Origin of the sequence: Flavobacterium ginsenosidimutans, assembly GCF_003254625.1 — a bacterium.
GTDB lineage: Bacteria > Bacteroidota > Bacteroidia > Flavobacteriales > Flavobacteriaceae > Flavobacterium > Flavobacterium ginsenosidimutans.
The window spans coordinates 250,993-271,060 of the sequence record NZ_QJRJ01000079.1; the positions used below are offsets into that span (position 1 = coordinate 250,993).

19 protein-coding genes are annotated in these 20,068 nt (G+C 32.4%); 12 read left to right on the forward strand and 7 right to left on the reverse strand.

Annotation, left to right across the window (positions count from 1 at the left end):
• Nucleotides 1–31 precede the first annotated feature (31 nt).
• The 5 genes from DM444_RS15735 (at nt 32) to rodA (ending at nt 5,722) form a co-directional block, all read left to right on the forward strand.
• Nucleotides 32–1,060 (forward strand): rod shape-determining protein, encoded by a 1,029-nt coding sequence (locus tag DM444_RS15735; protein WP_008466528.1) that lies wholly within the window; start codon nt 32–34, stop codon nt 1,058–1,060.
• Between the two features lie 111 nt (nt 1,061–1,171).
• Entirely contained in the window at nt 1,172–2,002 is an 831-nt protein-coding gene (mreC, locus tag DM444_RS15740) for a rod shape-determining protein MreC (protein ID WP_111288312.1), read from the forward strand.
• Entirely contained in the window at nt 1,995–2,501 is a 507-nt protein-coding gene (locus tag DM444_RS23885) for a rod shape-determining protein MreD (protein WP_111288314.1), read from the forward strand. The genes mreC and DM444_RS23885 overlap by 8 nt, the downstream gene beginning before the upstream one ends.
• Entirely contained in the window at nt 2,498–4,471 is a 1,974-nt protein-coding gene (gene mrdA / locus DM444_RS15750) for a penicillin-binding protein 2 (protein WP_111288316.1), read from the forward strand. Before DM444_RS23885 ends, mrdA begins: the two co-directional genes overlap by 4 nt.
• A 15-nt stretch (nt 4,472–4,486) precedes the next feature.
• The gene (gene rodA / locus DM444_RS15755; RefSeq protein ID WP_111288318.1) at nt 4,487–5,722 is read left to right on the forward strand and encodes a rod shape-determining protein RodA; all 1,236 of its coding nucleotides are present in this window, start codon (nt 4,487–4,489) and stop codon (nt 5,720–5,722) included.
• 194 nt (nt 5,723–5,916) lie between these two features.
• Here the strand turns inward: rodA and DM444_RS15760 are convergent, their stop codons facing one another.
• The 6 genes from DM444_RS15760 to xrtF form a co-directional block, all read right to left on the reverse strand.
• A complete protein-coding gene (locus DM444_RS15760; protein ID WP_111288320.1) occupies nt 5,917–6,597 on the reverse strand; it encodes a DedA family protein in 681 nt (226 codons plus the stop codon).
• A gap of 129 nt (nt 6,598–6,726) precedes the next feature.
• Nucleotides 6,727–7,071 carry a heavy-metal-associated domain-containing protein gene (locus DM444_RS15765; protein ID WP_111288322.1) on the reverse strand — a complete coding sequence of 115 codons (345 nt, stop codon included), beginning with the start codon at nt 7,069–7,071 and terminating at the stop codon, nt 6,727–6,729.
• Nucleotides 7,072–7,099: 28 nt separating this feature from the next.
• Nucleotides 7,100–9,106, reverse strand: coding sequence for a TonB-dependent receptor plug domain-containing protein (locus tag DM444_RS15770; RefSeq protein WP_111288324.1), 2,007 nt, complete (start codon nt 9,104–9,106; stop codon nt 7,100–7,102).
• A gap of 117 nt (nt 9,107–9,223) precedes the next feature.
• Nucleotides 9,224–9,622, reverse strand: coding sequence for an HYC_CC_PP family protein (locus DM444_RS15775; RefSeq protein WP_111288326.1), 399 nt, complete (start codon nt 9,620–9,622; stop codon nt 9,224–9,226).
• 46 nt (nt 9,623–9,668) lie between these two features.
• Nucleotides 9,669–10,115, reverse strand: a complete 447-nt coding sequence (locus DM444_RS15780) for an exosortase F system-associated membrane protein (protein WP_111288538.1) — start codon at nt 10,113–10,115, stop codon at nt 9,669–9,671.
• Complete coding sequence (xrtF, locus tag DM444_RS15785; protein ID WP_111288328.1) at nt 10,105–10,641, reverse strand: exosortase family protein XrtF; 537 nt, start codon at nt 10,639–10,641, stop codon at nt 10,105–10,107. The genes DM444_RS15780 and xrtF overlap by 11 nt, the downstream gene beginning before the upstream one ends.
• Nucleotides 10,642–10,711: 70 nt before the next feature.
• On the opposite strand from xrtF, the gene DM444_RS15790 reads away from it, so the two are divergent.
• The 4 genes from DM444_RS15790 (at nt 10,712) to DM444_RS15805 (ending at nt 14,655) form a co-directional block, all read left to right on the forward strand.
• Nucleotides 10,712–11,167 (forward strand): GAF domain-containing protein, encoded by a 456-nt coding sequence (locus tag DM444_RS15790; protein WP_111288330.1) that lies wholly within the window; start codon nt 10,712–10,714, stop codon nt 11,165–11,167.
• 33 nt (nt 11,168–11,200) lie between these two features.
• Nucleotides 11,201–11,896 carry a toxin-antitoxin system YwqK family antitoxin gene (locus DM444_RS15795; protein ID WP_111288332.1) on the forward strand — a complete coding sequence of 232 codons (696 nt, stop codon included), beginning with the start codon at nt 11,201–11,203 and terminating at the stop codon, nt 11,894–11,896.
• Nucleotides 11,897–12,073: 177 nt separating this feature from the next.
• Nucleotides 12,074–12,340: a 30S ribosomal protein S15 gene (rpsO, locus tag DM444_RS15800; protein ID WP_111288334.1), complete on the forward strand. Its 267-nt coding sequence runs from the start codon at nt 12,074–12,076 to the stop codon at nt 12,338–12,340.
• 179 nt (nt 12,341–12,519) lie between these two features.
• Nucleotides 12,520–14,655, forward strand: coding sequence for a polyribonucleotide nucleotidyltransferase (locus DM444_RS15805; RefSeq protein ID WP_111288336.1), 2,136 nt, complete (start codon nt 12,520–12,522; stop codon nt 14,653–14,655).
• A 70-nt stretch (nt 14,656–14,725) separates the two neighbouring features.
• Here DM444_RS15805 and DM444_RS15810 read toward each other — a convergent pair whose 3' ends face one another.
• Nucleotides 14,726–15,325 (reverse strand): CDP-alcohol phosphatidyltransferase family protein, encoded by a 600-nt coding sequence (locus DM444_RS15810; RefSeq protein WP_111288338.1) that lies wholly within the window; start codon nt 15,323–15,325, stop codon nt 14,726–14,728.
• Nucleotides 15,326–15,427: 102 nt separating this feature from the next.
• On the opposite strand from DM444_RS15810, the gene DM444_RS15815 reads away from it, so the two are divergent.
• The 3 genes from DM444_RS15815 (at nt 15,428) to DM444_RS15825 (ending at nt 20,064) form a co-directional block, all read left to right on the forward strand.
• Nucleotides 15,428–16,390: a hypothetical protein gene (locus DM444_RS15815; RefSeq protein WP_111288340.1), complete on the forward strand. Its 963-nt coding sequence runs from the start codon at nt 15,428–15,430 to the stop codon at nt 16,388–16,390.
• Nucleotides 16,391–16,539: 149 nt separating this feature from the next.
• Nucleotides 16,540–17,283 carry a hypothetical protein gene (locus DM444_RS15820; protein WP_111288342.1) on the forward strand — a complete coding sequence of 248 codons (744 nt, stop codon included), beginning with the start codon at nt 16,540–16,542 and terminating at the stop codon, nt 17,281–17,283.
• On the forward strand, nt 17,284–20,064 hold the full coding sequence (locus tag DM444_RS15825) for a TonB-dependent receptor (RefSeq protein ID WP_111288344.1): 2,781 nt from the start codon (nt 17,284–17,286) through the stop codon (nt 20,062–20,064). It begins immediately after the preceding gene.
• The last annotated feature ends 4 nt before the right edge of the window (nt 20,065–20,068 follow it).

Below are 20,068 nucleotides of genomic sequence, written 5' to 3' on the forward strand. Positions count from 1 at the left end.
TTTATAACATTTTAAACCCCAAAAAAAACTTATGGGATTTTTTGATTTCATGACCGAGGATATTGCGATAGACCTTGGAACCGCAAACACTTTAATCATTCATAATGATAAAGTTGTCATTGATAGTCCATCTATCGTTGCACGTGATAGAGTATCAGGCAAAATCATTGCTGTTGGTAAGGAAGCCAATATGATGCAAGGTAAAACACATGAAAACATCAAAACTATAAGGCCTTTGAAAGACGGTGTAATCGCTGATTTTGATGCTTCGGAAAAAATGATCAATATGTTCATTAAAAGTATTCCTGCATTGAAAAAAAGAATGTTTACTCCTGCTTTACGTATGGTTGTATGTATTCCTTCTGGTATTACTGAAGTGGAGATGAGAGCGGTGAAGGAATCTTGTGAGAGAGTAAACGGAAAAGAAGTTTATTTGATTCATGAACCAATGGCGGCGGCAATTGGTATTGGTATTGACATTATGCAACCAAAAGGAAACATGATTGTGGATATCGGAGGTGGTACAACAGAAATTGCTGTAATCGCTTTAGGCGGAATTGTATGTGACAAATCTGTAAAAATTGCAGGTGACGTTTTCACAAATGATATCGTTTATTACATGCGTACACAGCACAACTTATTTGTTGGAGAAAGTACTGCTGAAAAAATTAAAATTCAAATTGGAGCGGCGATTGAAGATTTAGATGGTCCGCCAGAAGATATGTCAGTTCAAGGTAGAGATTTACTTACTGGTAAACCAAAGCAAGTAGATGTTTCTTACCGTGAAATTGCAAAAGCTTTAGACAAATCTATTCAGCGTATTGAGGATGCAGTAATGGAAACATTATCTCAAACTCCTCCTGAGTTAGCAGCAGATATCTACAACACTGGTATCTATTTAGCTGGTGGAGGATCTATGTTGAGAGGACTTGACAAACGTATTTCTCAAAAAACAGATTTACCTGTTTACATTGCGGAAGATCCATTAAGAGCTGTTGTTCGTGGTACAGGAATGGCACTTAAAAACATTGCAAAATTTAAAAGTATCTTAATCAAATAAGATTCAAAATAACAATCAATTTACTTTTATAAGGGTCGAATTTCTAATATTTGACCCTTGTAAAAACTGAAACCTTCAAGCATATCCTGAAACAAAATAACCAGACAAGAAATGCAGCAAATATTTAATTTCATTATAAGAAACAGTAATCGATTACTGTTTTTGCTGCTTTTAGGTATTTCGTTGACGCTCACAATTCAATCGCATTCCTATCATAGAAGCAGAGTAATCAGTTCAGCTAATTTTTTAAGCGGAGGTGTTTATGAAAGAATTAATCGTGTAAACGAATATTTGAATTTAAGAGCCGAAAATGACGAACTTGTATTAGAGAATGCAAGGTTAAAAAGCCTTCTATTTAACAAAGAAGACACTACCAAAGCACCACTGCCAGATAGCATTAAAGGTGTAAAACCTGCTGATATAATTGTATCTAAAGTAATTCATAATACATACAACACACACGAAAACTATATCACTTTGAACTCTGGAAACAATGAAGGAGTAAAACAAGATATGGGAGTAATTAACAGTTTAGGAATTATCGGAGTTGTTGACAATACCTCTGCAAATTACTCAACTGTAGTTAGTATTTTGAATATGAAGTCTCGTATTAATGCCAAAATAAAGAAATCAAATCACTTTGGTTCTTTAACTTGGGATGGAAAAAGTACTGGATTTGTACAATTAGAAGACGTTCCTAGACTAGCTTCTATCAGAAAAGGAGATACTATTGTTACTGGTGGACAATCTTCTATTTTCCCTGAAGGAATAAATATCGGAACCGTTGAAAATATATACAAGAAAAACAACACCAGTTTTTATGTCATAAGAGTGAAACTATTTAATGACATGACCAATCTGGGTCACGTTTATATTATCAAAAGTAAAGACAGAGAAGAAATTATTAATCTAGAAAACCAAAGCAAGGAAAAGAATGAGTAGCGCTGTTTTAGTAAATATTTTTAGATTTATTATGCTGCTGGCAATTCAGATTGTTATTTTCAATAATATGAATTTCCTAGGATACATAAGTCCTTTTCCATATATCCTGTACATTATTTTGTATCCGGTAAATAGTAACAAAGCTGGTTTAATAATTTCAAGCTTTTTGCTTGGACTTACTATGGATATGTTTTGTAATTCGGGTGGTATACACGCAACAGCTTGTGTGATCCTAGCATATTACAGACCTTATATTTTCAAATTTTCTTTTGGACTGAGTTACGAATATCAAACGATAAAACTAAACGAGTCTTTAACTCCAGAACGATTTTCATTTATATTGGTTTCCGTTTTAATGCACCACATTGTATTGTTTGTTCTTGAAGCATTTCAATTCAAATTTGTCTGGGACATTTTACTCCGAACCTTGTTTAGTTCTATCTTTACTATAATTACCTCAATAATAATAATTTATCTTATTAAGCCCAATAAACGATGAGAAAAGTCTTGCTGCCCACTATAATTATTATTGCAGCGTCTTTGCTAGTGATCAGGATCTTTTATCTGCAGATTATCGATGATTCATTCAAATTGAAGTCAGAAAACAATGCGATTAAGAAAGTTTATGACTATCCTGAAAGAGGCTACATCTATGATCGTAACGGAAAACTTCTTGTTGCTAATCAGGCTTCTTACGATATTATGGTTATTCCTAGAGAGGTAAAAGAAGATTTAAATATTGCAGAATTCTGTACACTTCTGAACATCACACAAGAAGAATATCATAAACGTATTGAAAAAGCAAAAGTATATAGCCCAAGGCTTCCTTCTGTTTTTTTATCTCAGTTAAATAAAAATGAGTTTGCTGCCTTTCAGGAAAAAATCAGAAAATACGATGGTTTCTATTTCCAGAAAAGATCTCTGCGTGATTACGAAGTAGATTACGGTGCAAATATATTTGGTTTTATTACTCAGGTAAATGAAAAACAAATTGCGAAGAATCCATACTACAATAGTGGAGATTTAATTGGAAAACAAGGTGTTGAGCAAAGTTATGAAGAAATTTTACGCGGAATAAAAGGGGTAAAATACATTCAAAAAGACAAATATAACCGAGAAATTGGCCCTTATAAAGAAGGAAAATACGATACCATTGCTGTAGCTGGAGAAGATATTAATTTAACTATTGATGCTGAGCTTCAAAAATATGGCGAGGAATTGATGATTAATAAAAGAGGTGGTATTGTGGCAATTGAACCTAAGTCAGGTGAAATTCTTGCTTTAGTTACTGCTCCTTCTTATGATCCAGGTATTTTGGTAGGACGCCAAAGATCTAAAAATTATACACTTTTATATAACGATTCGATTTCAAAACCTTTATATGACAGAGGACTTTTGGCAGAATACCCTCCAGGTTCTCCATTCAAAATCCTAACTGGTTTAGTTGCACTCCAAGAAGGCGTAATAAATGAACAGACTACTTTTATGTGCCATCACGGATTTAGTTATGGTGGAGGCCGATTCATGAAATGTCACGGTTTTGGTCCGCATCAGTTACATAACGGAATTTATAATTCTTGCAACACTTATTTTGGACAAGCCTATATGCTTACAATCAATAAGTATAAAGACCCTGGTCAGGCTGTTGATGTTTGGAGCAGCCACGTAAAAAGTTTCGGTTTAGGACAATTTATGGGATATGATTTACCTATTGGAAAACGAGGAAATATCCCAACTTCTAAAACCTATAAAAGAATTTACCCTAACGGAGGATGGAGAAGTTCAACTATTGTATCGAATGCAATTGGACAAGGAGAGGTTTTAATGACACCTATTCAATTGGCCAATATGATGGCGACTGTTGCAAATCAAGGTTATTATTATACTCCTCATATCATTAAAAAAATTGAGGGAGAAAAAATAGACGAAAAGTTTACGACAAAACACGTAACTACAATTGATCAAAAATATTATCCGCCTGTTATAAGCGGACTCTTTGATGTATATAACAAAGGTACAGCTTACGCTCTTAGAGTAGAAGGAATTGACATTTGCGGAAAAACTGGAACAGCTGAAAACTATGCCAAAATAAACGGTAAAAGAGAAAAGCTTAAAGACCACTCTATTTTTGTGGCTTTTGCACCAAAAGACAATCCAAAAATTGCTATTGCCGTTATGATTGAAAACGGAGGTTTTGGAGCAACAGTTGCGGGACCAATTGCCAGTTTGATGATTGAAAAATATCTAAGAAAGAAGATTACAAGAACAGATCTAGAAGTGAGAGTATTAAACAAAAGCTTACTTTCGGAATATGCTAAATTAGGAGGAATAAGCGAGGCTCTTAAAATCGAATCTGTTCCAAAAGACTCTGTTTTACAAGCTAAAATTGTAAAACCAAAAGCTCCTGTTACAGCAACAACAAAAACTGAAGTTAAAAAAACAGCGGTAGACACTACTAAAGAAAATTAAGAAAGATTATTTCAAATGAAAAATCAAAGTGTAAAAAATAATATCGATTGGATAAGTGTTTTTATCTACATTTCGCTGGTAACTTTAGGTTGGCTGAATATCTATTCGTCGTCTTTATTGTCAACTGATGGCACATATCAAAAACAGTTTATTTTTATTTGCTGTACAATTCCTTTGATATTTGTTGTGCTTTTTGTTGATGGTAAATTTTACGAAAAATATGCCAGTATCATCTTTGGAGTTTCCTTATTATCTCTTGCAGGATTATTTCTATTTGGAAAAACAATTGCTGGACAACGATGCTGGTATGCGATTGGAAGTTTTACTTTACAGCCTTCTGAGTTTGCAAAAGCTGCGACCTCATTAGCTTTAGCAAAATATTTAAGTGATACGCAAATCAATCTAAAAGAAACAAATAGGCAAATTCAGGCTTTGGCCATTATGCTGTTGCCTGTAATGTTGATTTTACCACAGCCAGACCCTGGAAGTGCTTTAATTTACAGTGTTTTCATCCTTGTTTTGTATAGAGAAGGTTTGCCTTCTTGGTACGTATGGACTGCTTTTATAACCATTGCCCTTTTCGTTCTAACATTAGTTTTAGAGCCGTATGTGGTTATAGGAATATCGTTTATTGTTCTGGCAATTATATATTTTAAAGGTAGGGTTGTTGATCGAAATATTATTCAGAGCGGTATTTTATTGCTCTTAATTGCGGGATTTGTTTTTTCTGTTGATTACGTTTTTGATAACGTTTTTAAACAGCACCACAGGGACCGTTTCAACATTTTATTAGGTAAAACTGTTGATATGAAAGGTATTGGATACAATACCAACCAATCTGAAATTGCAATTGGATCTGGAGGATGGATTGGAAAAGGTTTTCTTGAAGGAACACAAACTAAAGGAGGATTCGTTCCTGAACAGCATACCGATTATATCTTTACAACTGTTGGTGAAGAATGGGGATTTGCTGGTTCTTTAGTAGTGATTTTGCTTTTTGTAAGCTTACTGCTTAGAATTATTTATTTAGCCGAAAGGCAAAAAACAAAATTCAGCCGGGTTTATGGCTATTGTGTTGCAGGAATTCTCTTTATACACTTCTTTGTAAACATTGCAATGGTAATTGGAATTTTCCCAACAATTGGAGTACCTCTTCCATTCTTTTCATACGGAGGTTCCGGACTCTGGGGATTCACTATTTTATTGTTTATTTTCCTTAAAATGGACGCGAATAAAGTGAATGAATGGTAATATTTAATTGTTAATTGTTAATTGTTATCTGAAATTTTTCTAAGATTATTTCGTCACTCTCATATTTGACAACTTACATTTTTGAGTTTAGTTAAATACTACGAAACTTATTTCTACAAATTAAATTCTACTGAATATAAAATATAAAAAAATCCGAAGTTTAGGCTTCGGATTTTTTTTATGCTTTTATTAGATTATATCTGTTCGTTTGGTCTCTTTTTCAATAGTTTTAATAAAACTGGGAATGTTGAAATAACGATGATAATTATGATAATATATTCTATGTGTTTTTTCAAATCTATTCCTTGTTTTAAGAAGACGCCATATAAATAATGTCCTGCAAAAATTAAGATAAATGACCAAAGGAAAGAACTCAAGATATTATAAAACATAAATTTCTTTTTGTCCATTGAAACGATTCCTGCAACGATTGGAGCAAATGTTCTAAAAATAGGTAGGAAACGTGCATAAATGATTGCTTTACCTCCATACTTCTCAAAGAAATCTTTTGACTGAAGAAGATATTTTTTCTTAAACCAAAATGTATCTTCTTTTTTGAATAAATAATAACCACTTTTCGCACCAAACCAGTAACCCGTCATATTTCCTAAAACTCCCATTATAGCGACTGCAGTTGCAAGCAGAAATACGTTTAAGAAATCATTTGGAATAAATAAAACATTCTCTATTAAGTCACGGCTGTAAATCCCTGCCAAAAAAAGCAAACTGTCTCCAGGTAGAAAAAAACCTGCAAAAAGTCCTGTTTCAGCAAAAACTATAAACAGCACAATAAATAACCCAATCTGAAAACCTCCGACGCTTAAAGTAATATAAAATTCAGGGTTTAGTAACTGGGTCCATTCAAAATTATTCATAAAACGAGATTGGTTATCTTTATAGTTCGTGAAAGTAACAATAATTTACCTTAACCGCAATAAAATGCAGTATTTTAAACATAAATTAACTATTAAAAAAAGCCCAAACTAGTCGTTTGGGCCTTCCTATTATTCTTCTCTCACATATTTACAACAGCTGTGAAGGTTGTCATAATCTGCTGCTGCAGCTTTAACTTCCTTAGTATCATGACCTGCCTTTGCAATTGCTTTATTCAAATCTGAAGGAGAACATTTCTCTTCATTTAAAATCACAGAAAGTTGGTGTGAGCTAACATCCCAAGTTGCTGTTTTTACTCCTGGAACACCATAAGCTGCTTTTTCAATTCGTTTCTTGCATTGTTCACAGTTCCCATTTACTTCAGTTGTATATTTTAAGTTTTTATTTTTTTTGGTTTGAGCCTGAACTGAAAAACCTAAAAATATCATTATTGCGATTAAAACTATTTTATTCATTGTATTTAATTTATTGTTATTGAAATTCTTATTTAATTTTAAATCTTAAACCTGCATAATACATTTGCCCAAAAATTGGAGCGTATGCAATTGATGCATCAAAATTAGGTCCAAAAGGATCATTTGCTCCTAAAATTGCTTTTTGCTGTTTGTAGTTTCCAATGTTTTCTCCGCCTACGTATACTTCCAAAACTGAAGAAAAAACACGAGTTACTTGTGCATTCATTACAGCATAAGCTGGTGAAAAATCAGGAAACTGATCATCTGTAGGGTTTGTAGCTGTATATGGCAATTGTTGTTTCCCTGACCAATTATAGGTAAAATCAAACTTCCATTGCTTATCATCATTCATTGTTGTCTCATACTCTAAATTTCCCAAGAAACGATGTTTTGCCTGAAGCGGACGCTGGAATGTTCCTCTTAAATAATCAGTTTGAATATCATAATATTTGTAAGCTGTTCTCAAATTTAAGTTATGAACCAATTCATAATTAAATTCAACTTGAAGGCTGTTCGCAAATGAACTTCCTTTTAAATCATAAAATAAAACCTGTTGCGGACTCTGCATCACATCTACTACTGCCTGATTTTGAAAATCGGTGCGGTATAAATCGAAACCAGCATCGCCGTTTCTGTTGAATAGACGGAATTTCTGCGAAAAACTTACACCATAATTCCAAGCAATTTCTGGGTTTAATCCGTAGACTTTTCCATTAGAATCTAAAATTGAAAACGTTCTTGAACTAGCAAAAAGCTGCTGATTCTCTGCAAAAATATTAGCAGAACGTTTTCCTCTTCCAGCAGAAAAACGAATTACCCCATTTTTCCAAGGATTATATCGCATGTGTAATCTTGGCGTAACAAAGAATCCTAATCGGTTATGATTATCTATCCTTCCTCCTAAAATTAAACTGAAATTATCTGTATTGTCATAGGTATATTCAAAGAAAGCTCCAACTGAATTATCGATTCTGCTTACATCTGTTAGATTCACAAATTCCTGATATTGATCGTGAGTAAAATTCAAACCAGTTGTAAACTTGTTCATAGTATTATTAATGATCGAATTGAAAATCAAATTAGAATAAAAACTATTCTGCTTGATATCGTATTGATTCAAACCATAATAAGAATCTTGTTTGTGGCTATTAAAAGCATTTTGAAATCCGATACTTTGATATGGCATATCCTTGAACACATATCCAATTTTTGTTGAAACATCAAAGCGTTCTGTATTGATTTCTGAACCCCAATAGTTTGTCGTACCGCGATCACGATCTTTGTCGAAATCAACTTCTCCAGTTTGTTTCTTATCATTCATATATCTGAAATTGATAAAACTAACCAAACCGCTTTCTGGATTATAATATTGGTAACGATTTAAAACATTGATTTGTTTTCCTAACGGATTATCTAAAAATCCGTCATTGTTCATGTCGTTCTTTGCTACACGCGCATTTCCGTGAACAAATAAACTTGTAGCCCATTTATCTGATAATTTTTTATTGAAATGGGTATTTAATTCAAAACGAGAATCAGTTGAACCGTAAGCATTCAGAAAGAACGGAATATCGCTTAAAGGCTTTAAAAGTTCTGTATTAATTTGGCCCGAAATACTTTCGTAACCATTTATAACACTCCCCGCTCCTTTTGTAATTTGAACACTTTCAATCCAAGTTCCAGGAGTAAATGACAATCCATAAGCTTGTGAAGCTCCTCGTACAGAAGGAATATTCTCTTCTGTAATCATTAAATACGGACTAGTCAGTCCAAGCATTTTGATCTGTTTTGTTCCTGTTAAGGCATCAGAAAAATTGACATCGATTGATGGGTTTGTTTCAAAACTTTCGGCTAAATTACAACAAGCCGCTTTAAGCAATTCTTTGCTGGTAATAACAGAAGTATTGGCCGTTAACGTATAGGATTTTTTAATTCCTTTTTGCTTTTTAGTGATTTTTACTTCCTCTAAATCTTCTTGCGAAAACATAGAAACAGAAAGCAAAAACGCAGCAAAAAGCATTATATTTTTTTGCATAAAAAATGATTTTAATGTTGAATAGAATTACATTTTTGATGTTTGTTCAAAGCGAAAACAATCAAAATGTAAATACAAAGTCTTAATCAAGACTTGCATTGCATCTTAACATTAAAATCAGGAATAGAAGATATACTGATGATATAACTTAAATAAGGGGGGCGCATTCGCATCAGCATAATACGAAAGAACTTCTTTCTTTTTAAAATTTGGAAGTTCTAAAAAGACAAGAGGTTTGTAATCCTGTATAACTGCTGGGAAAGCAAATTGGAAAAAGAAGAATTTGATCGTTGCATCGTCTGATTTCTTTTCGAAATGAACAACTTTATCTTTGCAGCAAGAGTTCTTTTTCTCTTTAGAACCACAGCATTTTTTTTCAACGACAGGTTCTGCAGTAGTTTTTAAAGAAACCGAAGCAATTTTTCCGCCACAATAATGTACGTCAAAAGCAAACCCAATATTGGAAACCAATAGTAGGAGCGCTAAAAAGAGACCTGTACACTTTTTCAAATTCATATTGCAAAGCTATTCAAAAACCAGCGATAAAAAACTAAAACAAATGTTATTTTTTAGAATTTTGAAGCTGATAGTAAAATCCTGGAATAAATAATAGCACCAAAACAGGCTGAATTATAAATCTTCTAACGTAGAAAAGAAGCCAGCTTCCGTCTGGAAAAAATTCGAGAATTATAAAAAATGCTCCCAAAAGTATTACCAGAAAAAAGATATACATAAACAAGCTGACTTTCAAAATATCTCGATCTCGAAATAATGCATAAATCAACAAAAGAGATAAAGCTGAATTTAAAAAGTAACGAGAAAATAATCCGAAGAAAAGCTTGAGATTTTCAACTGGAGGATAAGGAATAGAAAGAAAATCGGCGCTAAAATAAGTCACAAAAGGATCATAAAACAACTTCCTTTCAAACATCCTGATTACAGCAAAACATATTACAACAATTACAGCTGTAAGGATTTTAAACTTATTATGTTTTAATTTATTTAGCATATTTTGAAAATCTATTGATCCAGAAAATCCATAAAATAAAAACATATCCGTAAATAATCAATGGAAACAAAACACCGTGAAGAAACTTATTCTTTTCTGGAAAATAATACATTAGCACAATCAAAAGTGCAATTCTAATAATATTAAGAATATAAAGAGACACAAGTCCTAAAGCTATAAACAGTAAAGTCTTTTTTATATTTCCAGAAAAAGCAGCCACAAACGACACAAAGAGAATCATTACGCTAACAGCATTGCAACCTTCAGTGATTCGGGCAATATATCTGTTATTCAAAAGAATATCCAGCCACGGATTTTGAGAGCTTTTTTGAATTATTATATCATAATTAAAAAGCTCTAACAATTGTTCTGTATTTCTTCCAGCAATTACAGTTATGCCATCAAGATCTTCGGCTTGATAACTATTCAAATAAAATTTGTAAAGCAAAGTAAGGACAATATATGTCAGGAAAAAGATGCTAACAAAAATCAAAAATGGCTTAAACTGAACTAAATATTTTTTCAAGAGATTTTTTTTTCAAATTTATATATTTTTTGAGTTCAGCTTTAAATACTTTTGTATAAAATTTTATATCATGACATTTCAAGAATTACAACCAAAGATAAGTACAATTGTCGCTGACAATGAAACAAATAGAGACGAAAAATTATTAGCAATCTGCCAGCTTTTAAACAAAAATGTAGAGTATTACAATTGGGTAGGCTTTTATTTTGCCAATCATGATGCCAAAACTTTACACTTAGGACCGTATGTTGGTGCAGAAACAGATCATACTGTTATTCCGTTTGGAAAAGGTATTTGCGGTCAAGTAGCAGAAAGCAATGCAAATTTTGTTGTGCCAGACGTTAAGGCGCAAGACAATTATATTGCTTGCAGTTTGACTGTTAAATCAGAAATCGTAGTGCCTCTTTTTGTGAACGGAGTAAATATTGGCCAAATTGATATTGACAGCCACGTTATCGATCCATTTACAGAAGCAGACGAAAGATTTTTAGAATTTGTAAATCAAGAAGTTGCTAAATTATTCTAAAAACTTTATATTTAGAATAAAAAATAGAACTGAATGAAAAGAAACATCTTCATCTTTTTGCTTCTGATAATTTCAGTTAATCTGCCTGCGCAAATTAATATGGTTTCTAAAAAAATCTTTTTAGATTCTTTAAATCGTGAATGCACGCCAGACAATTATGCTTACACAAGAGTAATTACCAATTATTCTCAAAAAAGCGTACGTTATGTTGTGACGGACTTTTATAAAAATGGCAGAAAGAAAATGACCGGCTCAACTTTAGATCGTGATGTTCTAAAAAAAGACGGAGAGTTTATTTGCTACTATAAAAATGGAGGGAAAGAGTCTGTCATAAATTATTCTGAAGATCATAAAACCGGAAAAGAAATTACTTGGTATGAAAATCAGAGTAAAAAGTGTGAAAAGCAGAATGTTTGGGACCCGAAGACAAAAAAACTGCAAACTCTAATTCTTAACTGCTGGGATGAAAATAAAAGTCAAACCGTAGTTGATGGAAATGGAGATTATGAAGAATCAGATAAATTTGGAACCCAAAAAGGAACCCTTAAAGACGGTTTAAAACAAGGTGTTTGGGAAGGAAATGATATTTTGCGAAAAATTACATTTGTTGACAACTATAATAAAGGAATGCTAATTTCTGGCGTAAGCACGGATGAAAACAATGTCAAATTTTCTTATTCGTCTTTAAGTGAAAAGCAATCAGGAAAAAAAGCTCAGAAAGTAAAGTAAAGAACAACTGGAATCAGACAGAAAAAAGCTAATTTAAATTGTTAAAAATAAATTTCTTAGCCCTAATTTTTAGATTCTTTTATTTTTTTTTGATTTTTCTGATTTTTTAATCTAATTTTGCACCCGTCTTACAAAAGTTGTATTGACATACATAAAAATCATTAAAATAATATTGGAATGTATTTAAGCAAAGAAAAGAAAGAAGAGATTTTCGCACAACACGGTGGTGCAACAAACACTGGAAGCGCAGAAGGTCAAATTGCATTGTTCACTTATAGAATTTCTCACTTAACTGAACACTTGAAAAAAAATCGTCACGATTACAACACTGAGCGTTCTCTTGTCCTATTAGTAGGTAAAAGAAGAGCTTTGTTGGACTACTTGAAAAAGAAAGATATCAACAGATATCGTGAGATTATCAAAGTATTGAATATCAGAAAATAATCAATATAGAAAAGAGGTGCGAAAGTGCCTCTTTTTGTTTTTACATTATAGCTATTTATAATAAGCATATTACAAGAAAAAAAGTTTGGTTTTTCATTGGGTTTTAGATAACAACAACTACACACAACAACACTACAACACAACTAAAACCCATTGTATAATCAATAAGGAAAAAATTTATGATTCCACAATTATTTGTAGAAAAGATCGATTTAGGTGATGGCAGAAGCATCACAATCGAGACAGGACGTTTAGCTAAACAAGCTGACGGTTCTGTAGTAGTAAGAATGGGCGACACTATGATTCTTGCAACAGCAGTTTCAGCTCGCACATCAAACCCAGGCGTTGATTTTTTACCGTTAACGGTAGATTACCGCGAAAAATTCGCAGCAGCAGGTCGTTTCCCAGGAGGTTTCTTTAAGAGAGAAGCACGTCCAAGCGACAGCGAAGTATTGACAATGAGATTAGTTGACCGTGTATTGCGTCCGCTTTTCCCAGACGATTACCATGCTGAAACACAAGTTATGATTCAGTTAATGTCTCATGACGAAACTGTTATGCCAGACGCTTTAGCTGGTTTAGCTGCTTCTGCAGCATTAGCAGTTTCAGATATTCCATTTTACAACTTAATTTCTGAAGTACGTGTAGCACGTATCGACGGAAAATTAGTAATCAACCCAAACAGAGAAGAATTAGAAAAATCTGATATCGATATGATGATTGGAGCTTCTATGGATTCTGTAGCAATGGTTGAAGGTGAGATGAAAGAAATCTCAGAAGCTGAAATGATCGAAGCTATTAAGTTTGCTCACGAAGCTATCAAAGTTCAAATTCAAGCTCAATATCGTTTACAGGAAGCTTTTGGTAAAAAAGAAATCCGCACTTACGAAGGAGAGAGAGAAAACGAAGAAATTTACGCAAAAGTAAAAGCTGCAGCATATGATAAAATCTATGCTATTGCAAAAGTTGGTTCTGCAAAACACGAAAGAGGCGCTGCATTTGCTGAAGTTAAAGAAGAAGTAAAAGCTTTATTTACAGAAGAAGAATTAGCTGCTGATGGGGATTTAGTTTCTAAATATTTCTACAAAACAAACAAAGAAGCTGTTCGTAATGTAGTATTAGAATTAGGCGTTCGTTTAGATGGTAGAAAAACTACAGACATCAGACCAATCTGGTGTGAAACTGATTATTTACCAAGAGTTCACGGTTCTTCTTTATTCACACGTGGAGAAACTCAAGCTTTGGCAACTGTAACTTTAGGAACTTCTAGAGAAGCAAACCAAATCGACTCGCCTAGCGAGCAAGGTGAAGAGAAATTCTACTTACACTATAACTTCCCTCCTTTCTCAACTGGTGAAGCAAAACCATTAAGAGGAACTTCAAGAAGAGAAGTTGGTCACGGTAACTTAGCTCAAAGAGCTTTAAAAAATATGATTCCTGCAGATTGTCCTTATACAATTCGTGTTGTTTCTGAAGTATTAGAATCTAACGGTTCTTCTTCTATGGCAACAGTTTGTGCTGGAACAATGGCTTTGATGGATGCTGGAGTTCAAATGGTGAAACCAGTTTCTGGAATTGCTATGGGATTAATTACTGACGGTGAGAAATTTGCTGTATTGTCTGATATCTTAGGTGACGAAGATCACTTAGGAGATATGGACTTTAAAGTAACTGGAACTGCTGACGGTATTACAGCTTGCCAAATGGACATCAAAATTGATGGTCTACGTTATGACATTATGGAGCAAGCTTTGGCTCAGGCTCGTGATGGACGTTTACACATTTTAGGAAAGTTAACTGAAACTATCGCTGCGCCAAGAGCTGACGTAAAAGCTCACGCACCAAAAATCATTACCAGAACTATTCCTGGAAACTTTATTGGAGCATTAATTGGACCTGGTGGAAAAGTAATTCAGGAATTACAAAAAGCTACTGGAACAACTATCGTTATTAATGAAGTTGACGAACAAGGTGTTATCGAAATCTTAGGTACAGATCCTGCTGGAATTGAAGCGGTATTAGCAAAAATTGCTTCTATTACTTTCAAACCAGTATTAGGAGAAGCTTACGAAGTAAAAGTAATCAAAATGCTAGATTTTGGAGCTGTAGTAGAATATACTGCTGCACCAGGAAACGAAGTATTGCTTCACGTATCTGAACTGGCTTGGGAACGTACTGAAAACGTTGCTGATGTAGTTAAAATGGGAGATGTTTTCCAAGTGAAATACTTAGGAGTTGACCCTAAAACTAAAAAAGAAAAAGTGTCTAAAAAAGCACTTGTTCCAAGACCTCCACGTGAGGATAAAAAAGAGTAATCAGATCTTAGTTTACTAAAGGTTTATTCATAGAAAACCCCAATTCTTAATCGAATTGGGGTTTTTCAGTTTAGTTAAAAAGCTTATTTTTTTTGAATGGAATACCTTTTCGAATCAAATAGGCATGATAACAACTTGGCACATCAAATGTCCATTTGGGCAGAATTAAAATAATTAATAAAACATCAATATGCCCTATAATTCCAAAAATAACTGCCAATGAAAAAGTTATTCCTGAATACCCAAAGCCAATCATTCCGACAAATGCCAACAGTAAAGTTATACCCCAAAATTTAGAAAGAAGAGCATGCGTACAGGTTTCTTTTCCAAATTTCAGAAAACTAAAAAAATAAGTCATTGCCTCCATTATAAAAATTACAGCGATTGCAACTGCATTTTCTTTTATTATTTCAGGATTCAACAGCCAAGAACACCAAGCCACACAAAGCCAAAACACCAAATCGGTCTGACTATCCATTCGACGAAGCTTCTCAGACGAAATACTTAATCGACGTGCAACTATTCCATCAAAAATATCAGATAATAATCCAAGAAAGATTAAAACAACTAATTCTTTTCTGAGTTCACTGCCAAAATTATAAGTCAATAGTATTAAAACTGGCCCAAGCAAAAGTCTAAAGCCAATAAGTAAAATAGGTAGGTTTTTCATAATTACGTTTTTTAAATTTCACGAACAAACTTATTGCAGTTATCGCATTTAATTTTGCAGTAATCAATAAAACAAATTCATATATTTGTGATTATCGCAAATATGAAACACCAAGAATCATTTTTAAAAGCTATTCGGAATAAAATTCCACAATCAGTTTCTATAATAGAAGAAGTAGCTTCTGTTTTAGAAATTAGTTACGATGCTTCTCATCGCAGAATATCTCAAAAAAGTAAATTTTCAATAGATGAAACCGTCAGACTAGCTGATCATTTCAATATTTCTTTAGATAAATTATTTTCAAAGAAAGAAAAAGTAATTGTAGAGAAAACAATTGAAATTACAACGATGAAAGATATGTTGGAATATTTCAAATCATCGGCAGAACAAATTGAAATATTAACCAAAAATCCCAAAACAACTCTTTATTATTCTGCAAAAGACATTCCTTTATTTTATTTTATGGAAGGAACGATTCTTTCAAAATTCAAAGCTTTTGTTTGGATTAATCTTTTAAATAATAATCAAAAAAAAGTCTCATTTGAAAACTTCGTAATCGAGGAATCTTTTTCTGAATATATGCAGAAGCTAAAAAAGGTTTACGAAAAGACAATTGTCAACGAAATTTGGAATGACACAACTATAAACAGCAGTTTACAACAGATTTTATATTTCTATGAAGCTGGCCTGCTTAGTTTAAATAGTGCAAATGCATTATGCAAAGACTTAAAACGAATTGTGAATTTAATACAAGAAAAATGTAACAACTCACAAGATAACTTTTCGATTTATTACAACGAACTCATATTATTAAACAATAATATGCTTATCGTAACAGATCAAAAACTAACCATGTTTATTCCATATACATTGTTAGGGTATTTTATTACCGATAATGAAGAAAGCTGCAAAAACGTTCATCAGTTTTTTAAACAACAAATTCAAAACTCAATACCGCTTAAGAAGTCTGGCATAAAAGAGCAAAATTTATTTTTTAATCGAACGATTCGAAAAATTGAATACTACATCGAAAAAATAAACTCGCAAGTGGATTTGCATTTTTAACGTAAAATATACTTTAAGTATAATTTTCACCCAATTCAACCTAATAAAATAAAATTTTTATTACATTTTAACACTATAAAGTGATTTTTATAACATATTTTTAATACTTTTGGAACCAATCAATCCAAAAACAAAAAATCACATTTCCTTTGAAAAATCACCAAAAAAAAGCGATTTATATATCGCTATTTGCAAGCCTATTAAATATATCGTATCTGTACTCACAATCTGCTGAAAAATCTTCATTATACGATTACTTCGACCAAACAGTCGGAAAAGACAATTTAAATATTAACAACGGAATAGTTCATAGCGAACCTTTTCGCCCAATTGCTGGTAAAAGCAGGTATTATACTGAAGAGTTTAATATTGGCGACATCAGTTTTGAAGGTCAGATTTATTCTAATGTTAATCTTAAATACGACATTTTAACTGACCAAGTTGTTTACAAACAAACTGGATCTTCAGAAAACTTACCGATTAATCTAATCAGTGAAAAAGTTGATTATTTTTTCATTAAAAACAAAAAGTTTGTCAACATAAAATCTGACCTAAATAAAGTTAATGATATTGCTCCAGGTTTTTATGAAGAAAACTACGCCGGCGACAACGTCTCTCTTTATATTAAACATTATAAAGAAAAGGTAAAAGTCTTCCAGTCTGACGGTGTTTACTACAATTTCATCTATAAAATCAATTACTTCCTAAAGTACAACAACCATTTCTACAAAGTAGAATCGGAGAAAGATTTCAAGAAAATTTTCCCTGACTATAAAAAAGATATCAGCACTATTTATAATACTGATAAAAAATTAGAGCGTTCCGATAAGATGAAATTCATGGAAAATCTAACAAAACAAATCAATGGTCTTTTAAAAAAAAGTTCTAATTAAATGAAAAAAATTACTCTTATTCTATTTTTAATTGCCTTTCAACAAATAATTTATTCTCAAGTAATCAGCGACAAAATAACGGTTGAATTTAAAAATGCAAATATAAAAACTGCCATTCAAGACATCGAAAAAGTATCTTATTTCAAATTCTATTTTGATGAAAAATGGCTAGAAAACGACAGCACTTCAATATCTAAACAATATAAAGAAGTTAGAATTGGTGAAGTTTTGGAAGATGTTTTTCAGAACACAAGCTTCAACTTTTACGTTTCAGAAAACAAAGTTATAGTTACAAATAACAGTATCATCTACAGTCAATTGCCTGATGATTATTTCGGAATTCCTCTTGAAAGAGACGAAAACGGAATGATCAGCCCAATTTTCTATCAACAATATGATTCGATCAAAAAGACCAATTCAAGAAACCCAAATAAAAATATTAGGGATATTGTTTTAATTGGTAAAGAAGTAAAAAATCAGAAAAAGAAAACTTATACCTTATCTGGTATTATTAGAGGCGGAAAAAACAATGCTGGAATTGCTAATGTTTTAGTAAAAATACCAAACACAGAATATTCTGCCACAACTGATAAAAAAGGATATTATAGTCTACAAGTTCCAGGAGGCTTAAATGTTGTTGAAACGGAGACATTCTCGTATAACAAAGTGACTAAAAATATCATGGTTTATAACGATGGATCGTTGAACTTTTCGTTAACCGAAGATATAAATCAGCTTGATGAAGTTTTAATTAAAACAAACAAAAGTAAAACTGCAAAATCAGCAATTACTGGTGTAACTACGATTGATGCTGAAGGAATTAAAAATGTTCCTTTGGTGCTAGGCGAGCGTGACATTCTTAAAGTGGCTTTGACAATGCCTGGAATAAAAACTGCTGGTGAAGGTTCTGCTGGATATAATGTTCGAGGTGGTAAAGAAGATCAAAACTTATTCTTGCTTGACAATGCTACGTTGTACAATCCGTCACATTTCTTCGGCTTTTTTACAGCTTTAAACCCTTATACAACTAAAAAAGTTGACATTTATAAAGGTAGTATTCCAGCTGAATTTGGAGGAAGATTATCTTCTGTTTTTGACATTACTTCTAAAACTGGAAGTTTCGATGAGTTTCAAGGTGAAGGCGGTATTGGGCCAGTAACCAGCAATTTAATGCTTTCTACTCCTGTTGTAAAAGGAAAATCTAGTTTGGTTGTAGGAGGAAGAGCAACTTATTCTGATTGGATTTTAAAAAGCTTAGACGACGAAAACTTGAAAAACAGTCAAGCTTCTTTTTATGATTTCATTCTAAAATACAATCATAAAATAAATGCCAACAATGATATCGAATCTACGCTTTACTATAGCCATGATAAATTTAGTGTATCATCAGATTCATTGTATAAATACAGCAATAGATTAGCGACTTTAAAATGGAATCATACTTTCAACGAGAAAAACAAAGGTTCTTTGGTTATTACTAATAGCGAATACAAATTCAACATTGACTACGAATCTGAAGGGGTTAATAATTTTGATTTTGGCTATAAAATCAATGAAACTCAGGCGATGCTGAAAATGAATTATTTATATAACGAAAAGCATAAATTCAGCTATGGTCTTTCGACAAAATTATATTCTGTTGACCCAGGATATTTGAATCCTAAAAATCCTGAATCGACATTAGTTCCTGTTGATGTTGAAACAGAAAAAGGATTAGAATCTGCGGCATATATTGGCGACAATTTTAAAATAAGCGACAAATTTTTGCTTGATTTTGGTTTACGATATTCCACTTTTGCTGCTTTAGGGAAATCTACTCAAAGAATTTACGAAGACAATGTTCCTATTAGTGATGCAACTGTTATTGATACAAAAACGTATGGTAATAATGAAGTAATTAAAAGATACGGAGGTTTAGAGCCTAGAATTGCCGCTAGATATTTCCTTACAGATGATTTCTCGGTCAGAGCGAGTTATGATAAAACTTATCAATACATTCATTTATTATCAAATAATACAACGCAATCTCCAACAGACATTTGGAAACTTTCAGATTTAAATGTTAAGCCAGAAAGTGCGCAACAAGTTTCTTTAGGTTTCTACAAAAATTTAAAAGATGGCGATATTGAACTTAGCTTAGAAGGATATTATAAGAGATCTAAAAATATCTTAGACTACAAAGTTGGCGCTGAATTATTATTGAATGATAATATCGAAACGGAACTTTTACAAGGCGAAGGAAAAGCTTATGGAGTCGAAGTATTAGTAAAAAAACAAGTTGGTAAATTAAATGGATGGCTTGGATATACGTATTCAAGATCTTTAATAAAACTTGACAGTCAGTTTAACGAAGAAAAAGTAAACAACGGCAAATATTTTGCTTCTAATTTTGATAAACCACATGATTTTAGCGCTGTTTTAAACTACAAGTTTACAAAACGTTATAGTTTTTCAAGTAACTTTACTTATCAAACAGGAAGGCCTATTACCTATCCAATCGGTAAATACGATTATGGAAACGAGCAATATACGGTTTATAGTGATCGTAATAAATACAGAATTCCTGATTATTTCAGACTTGATATTGGCTTGAACATCGAAGGAAATCATAAAATCAAAAAGTTAGCGCATAGTTTTTGGAATATTTCAGTTTATAATGTTTTAGGGCGCAATAATCCTTATTCTGTGTTCTTTGTTACAAAAGAAGGACAAATTAAAGCCTATAAAACATCTATTTTCTCTATTCCAATACCAAGTATTACTTATAATTTCAAGTTTTAAAGTC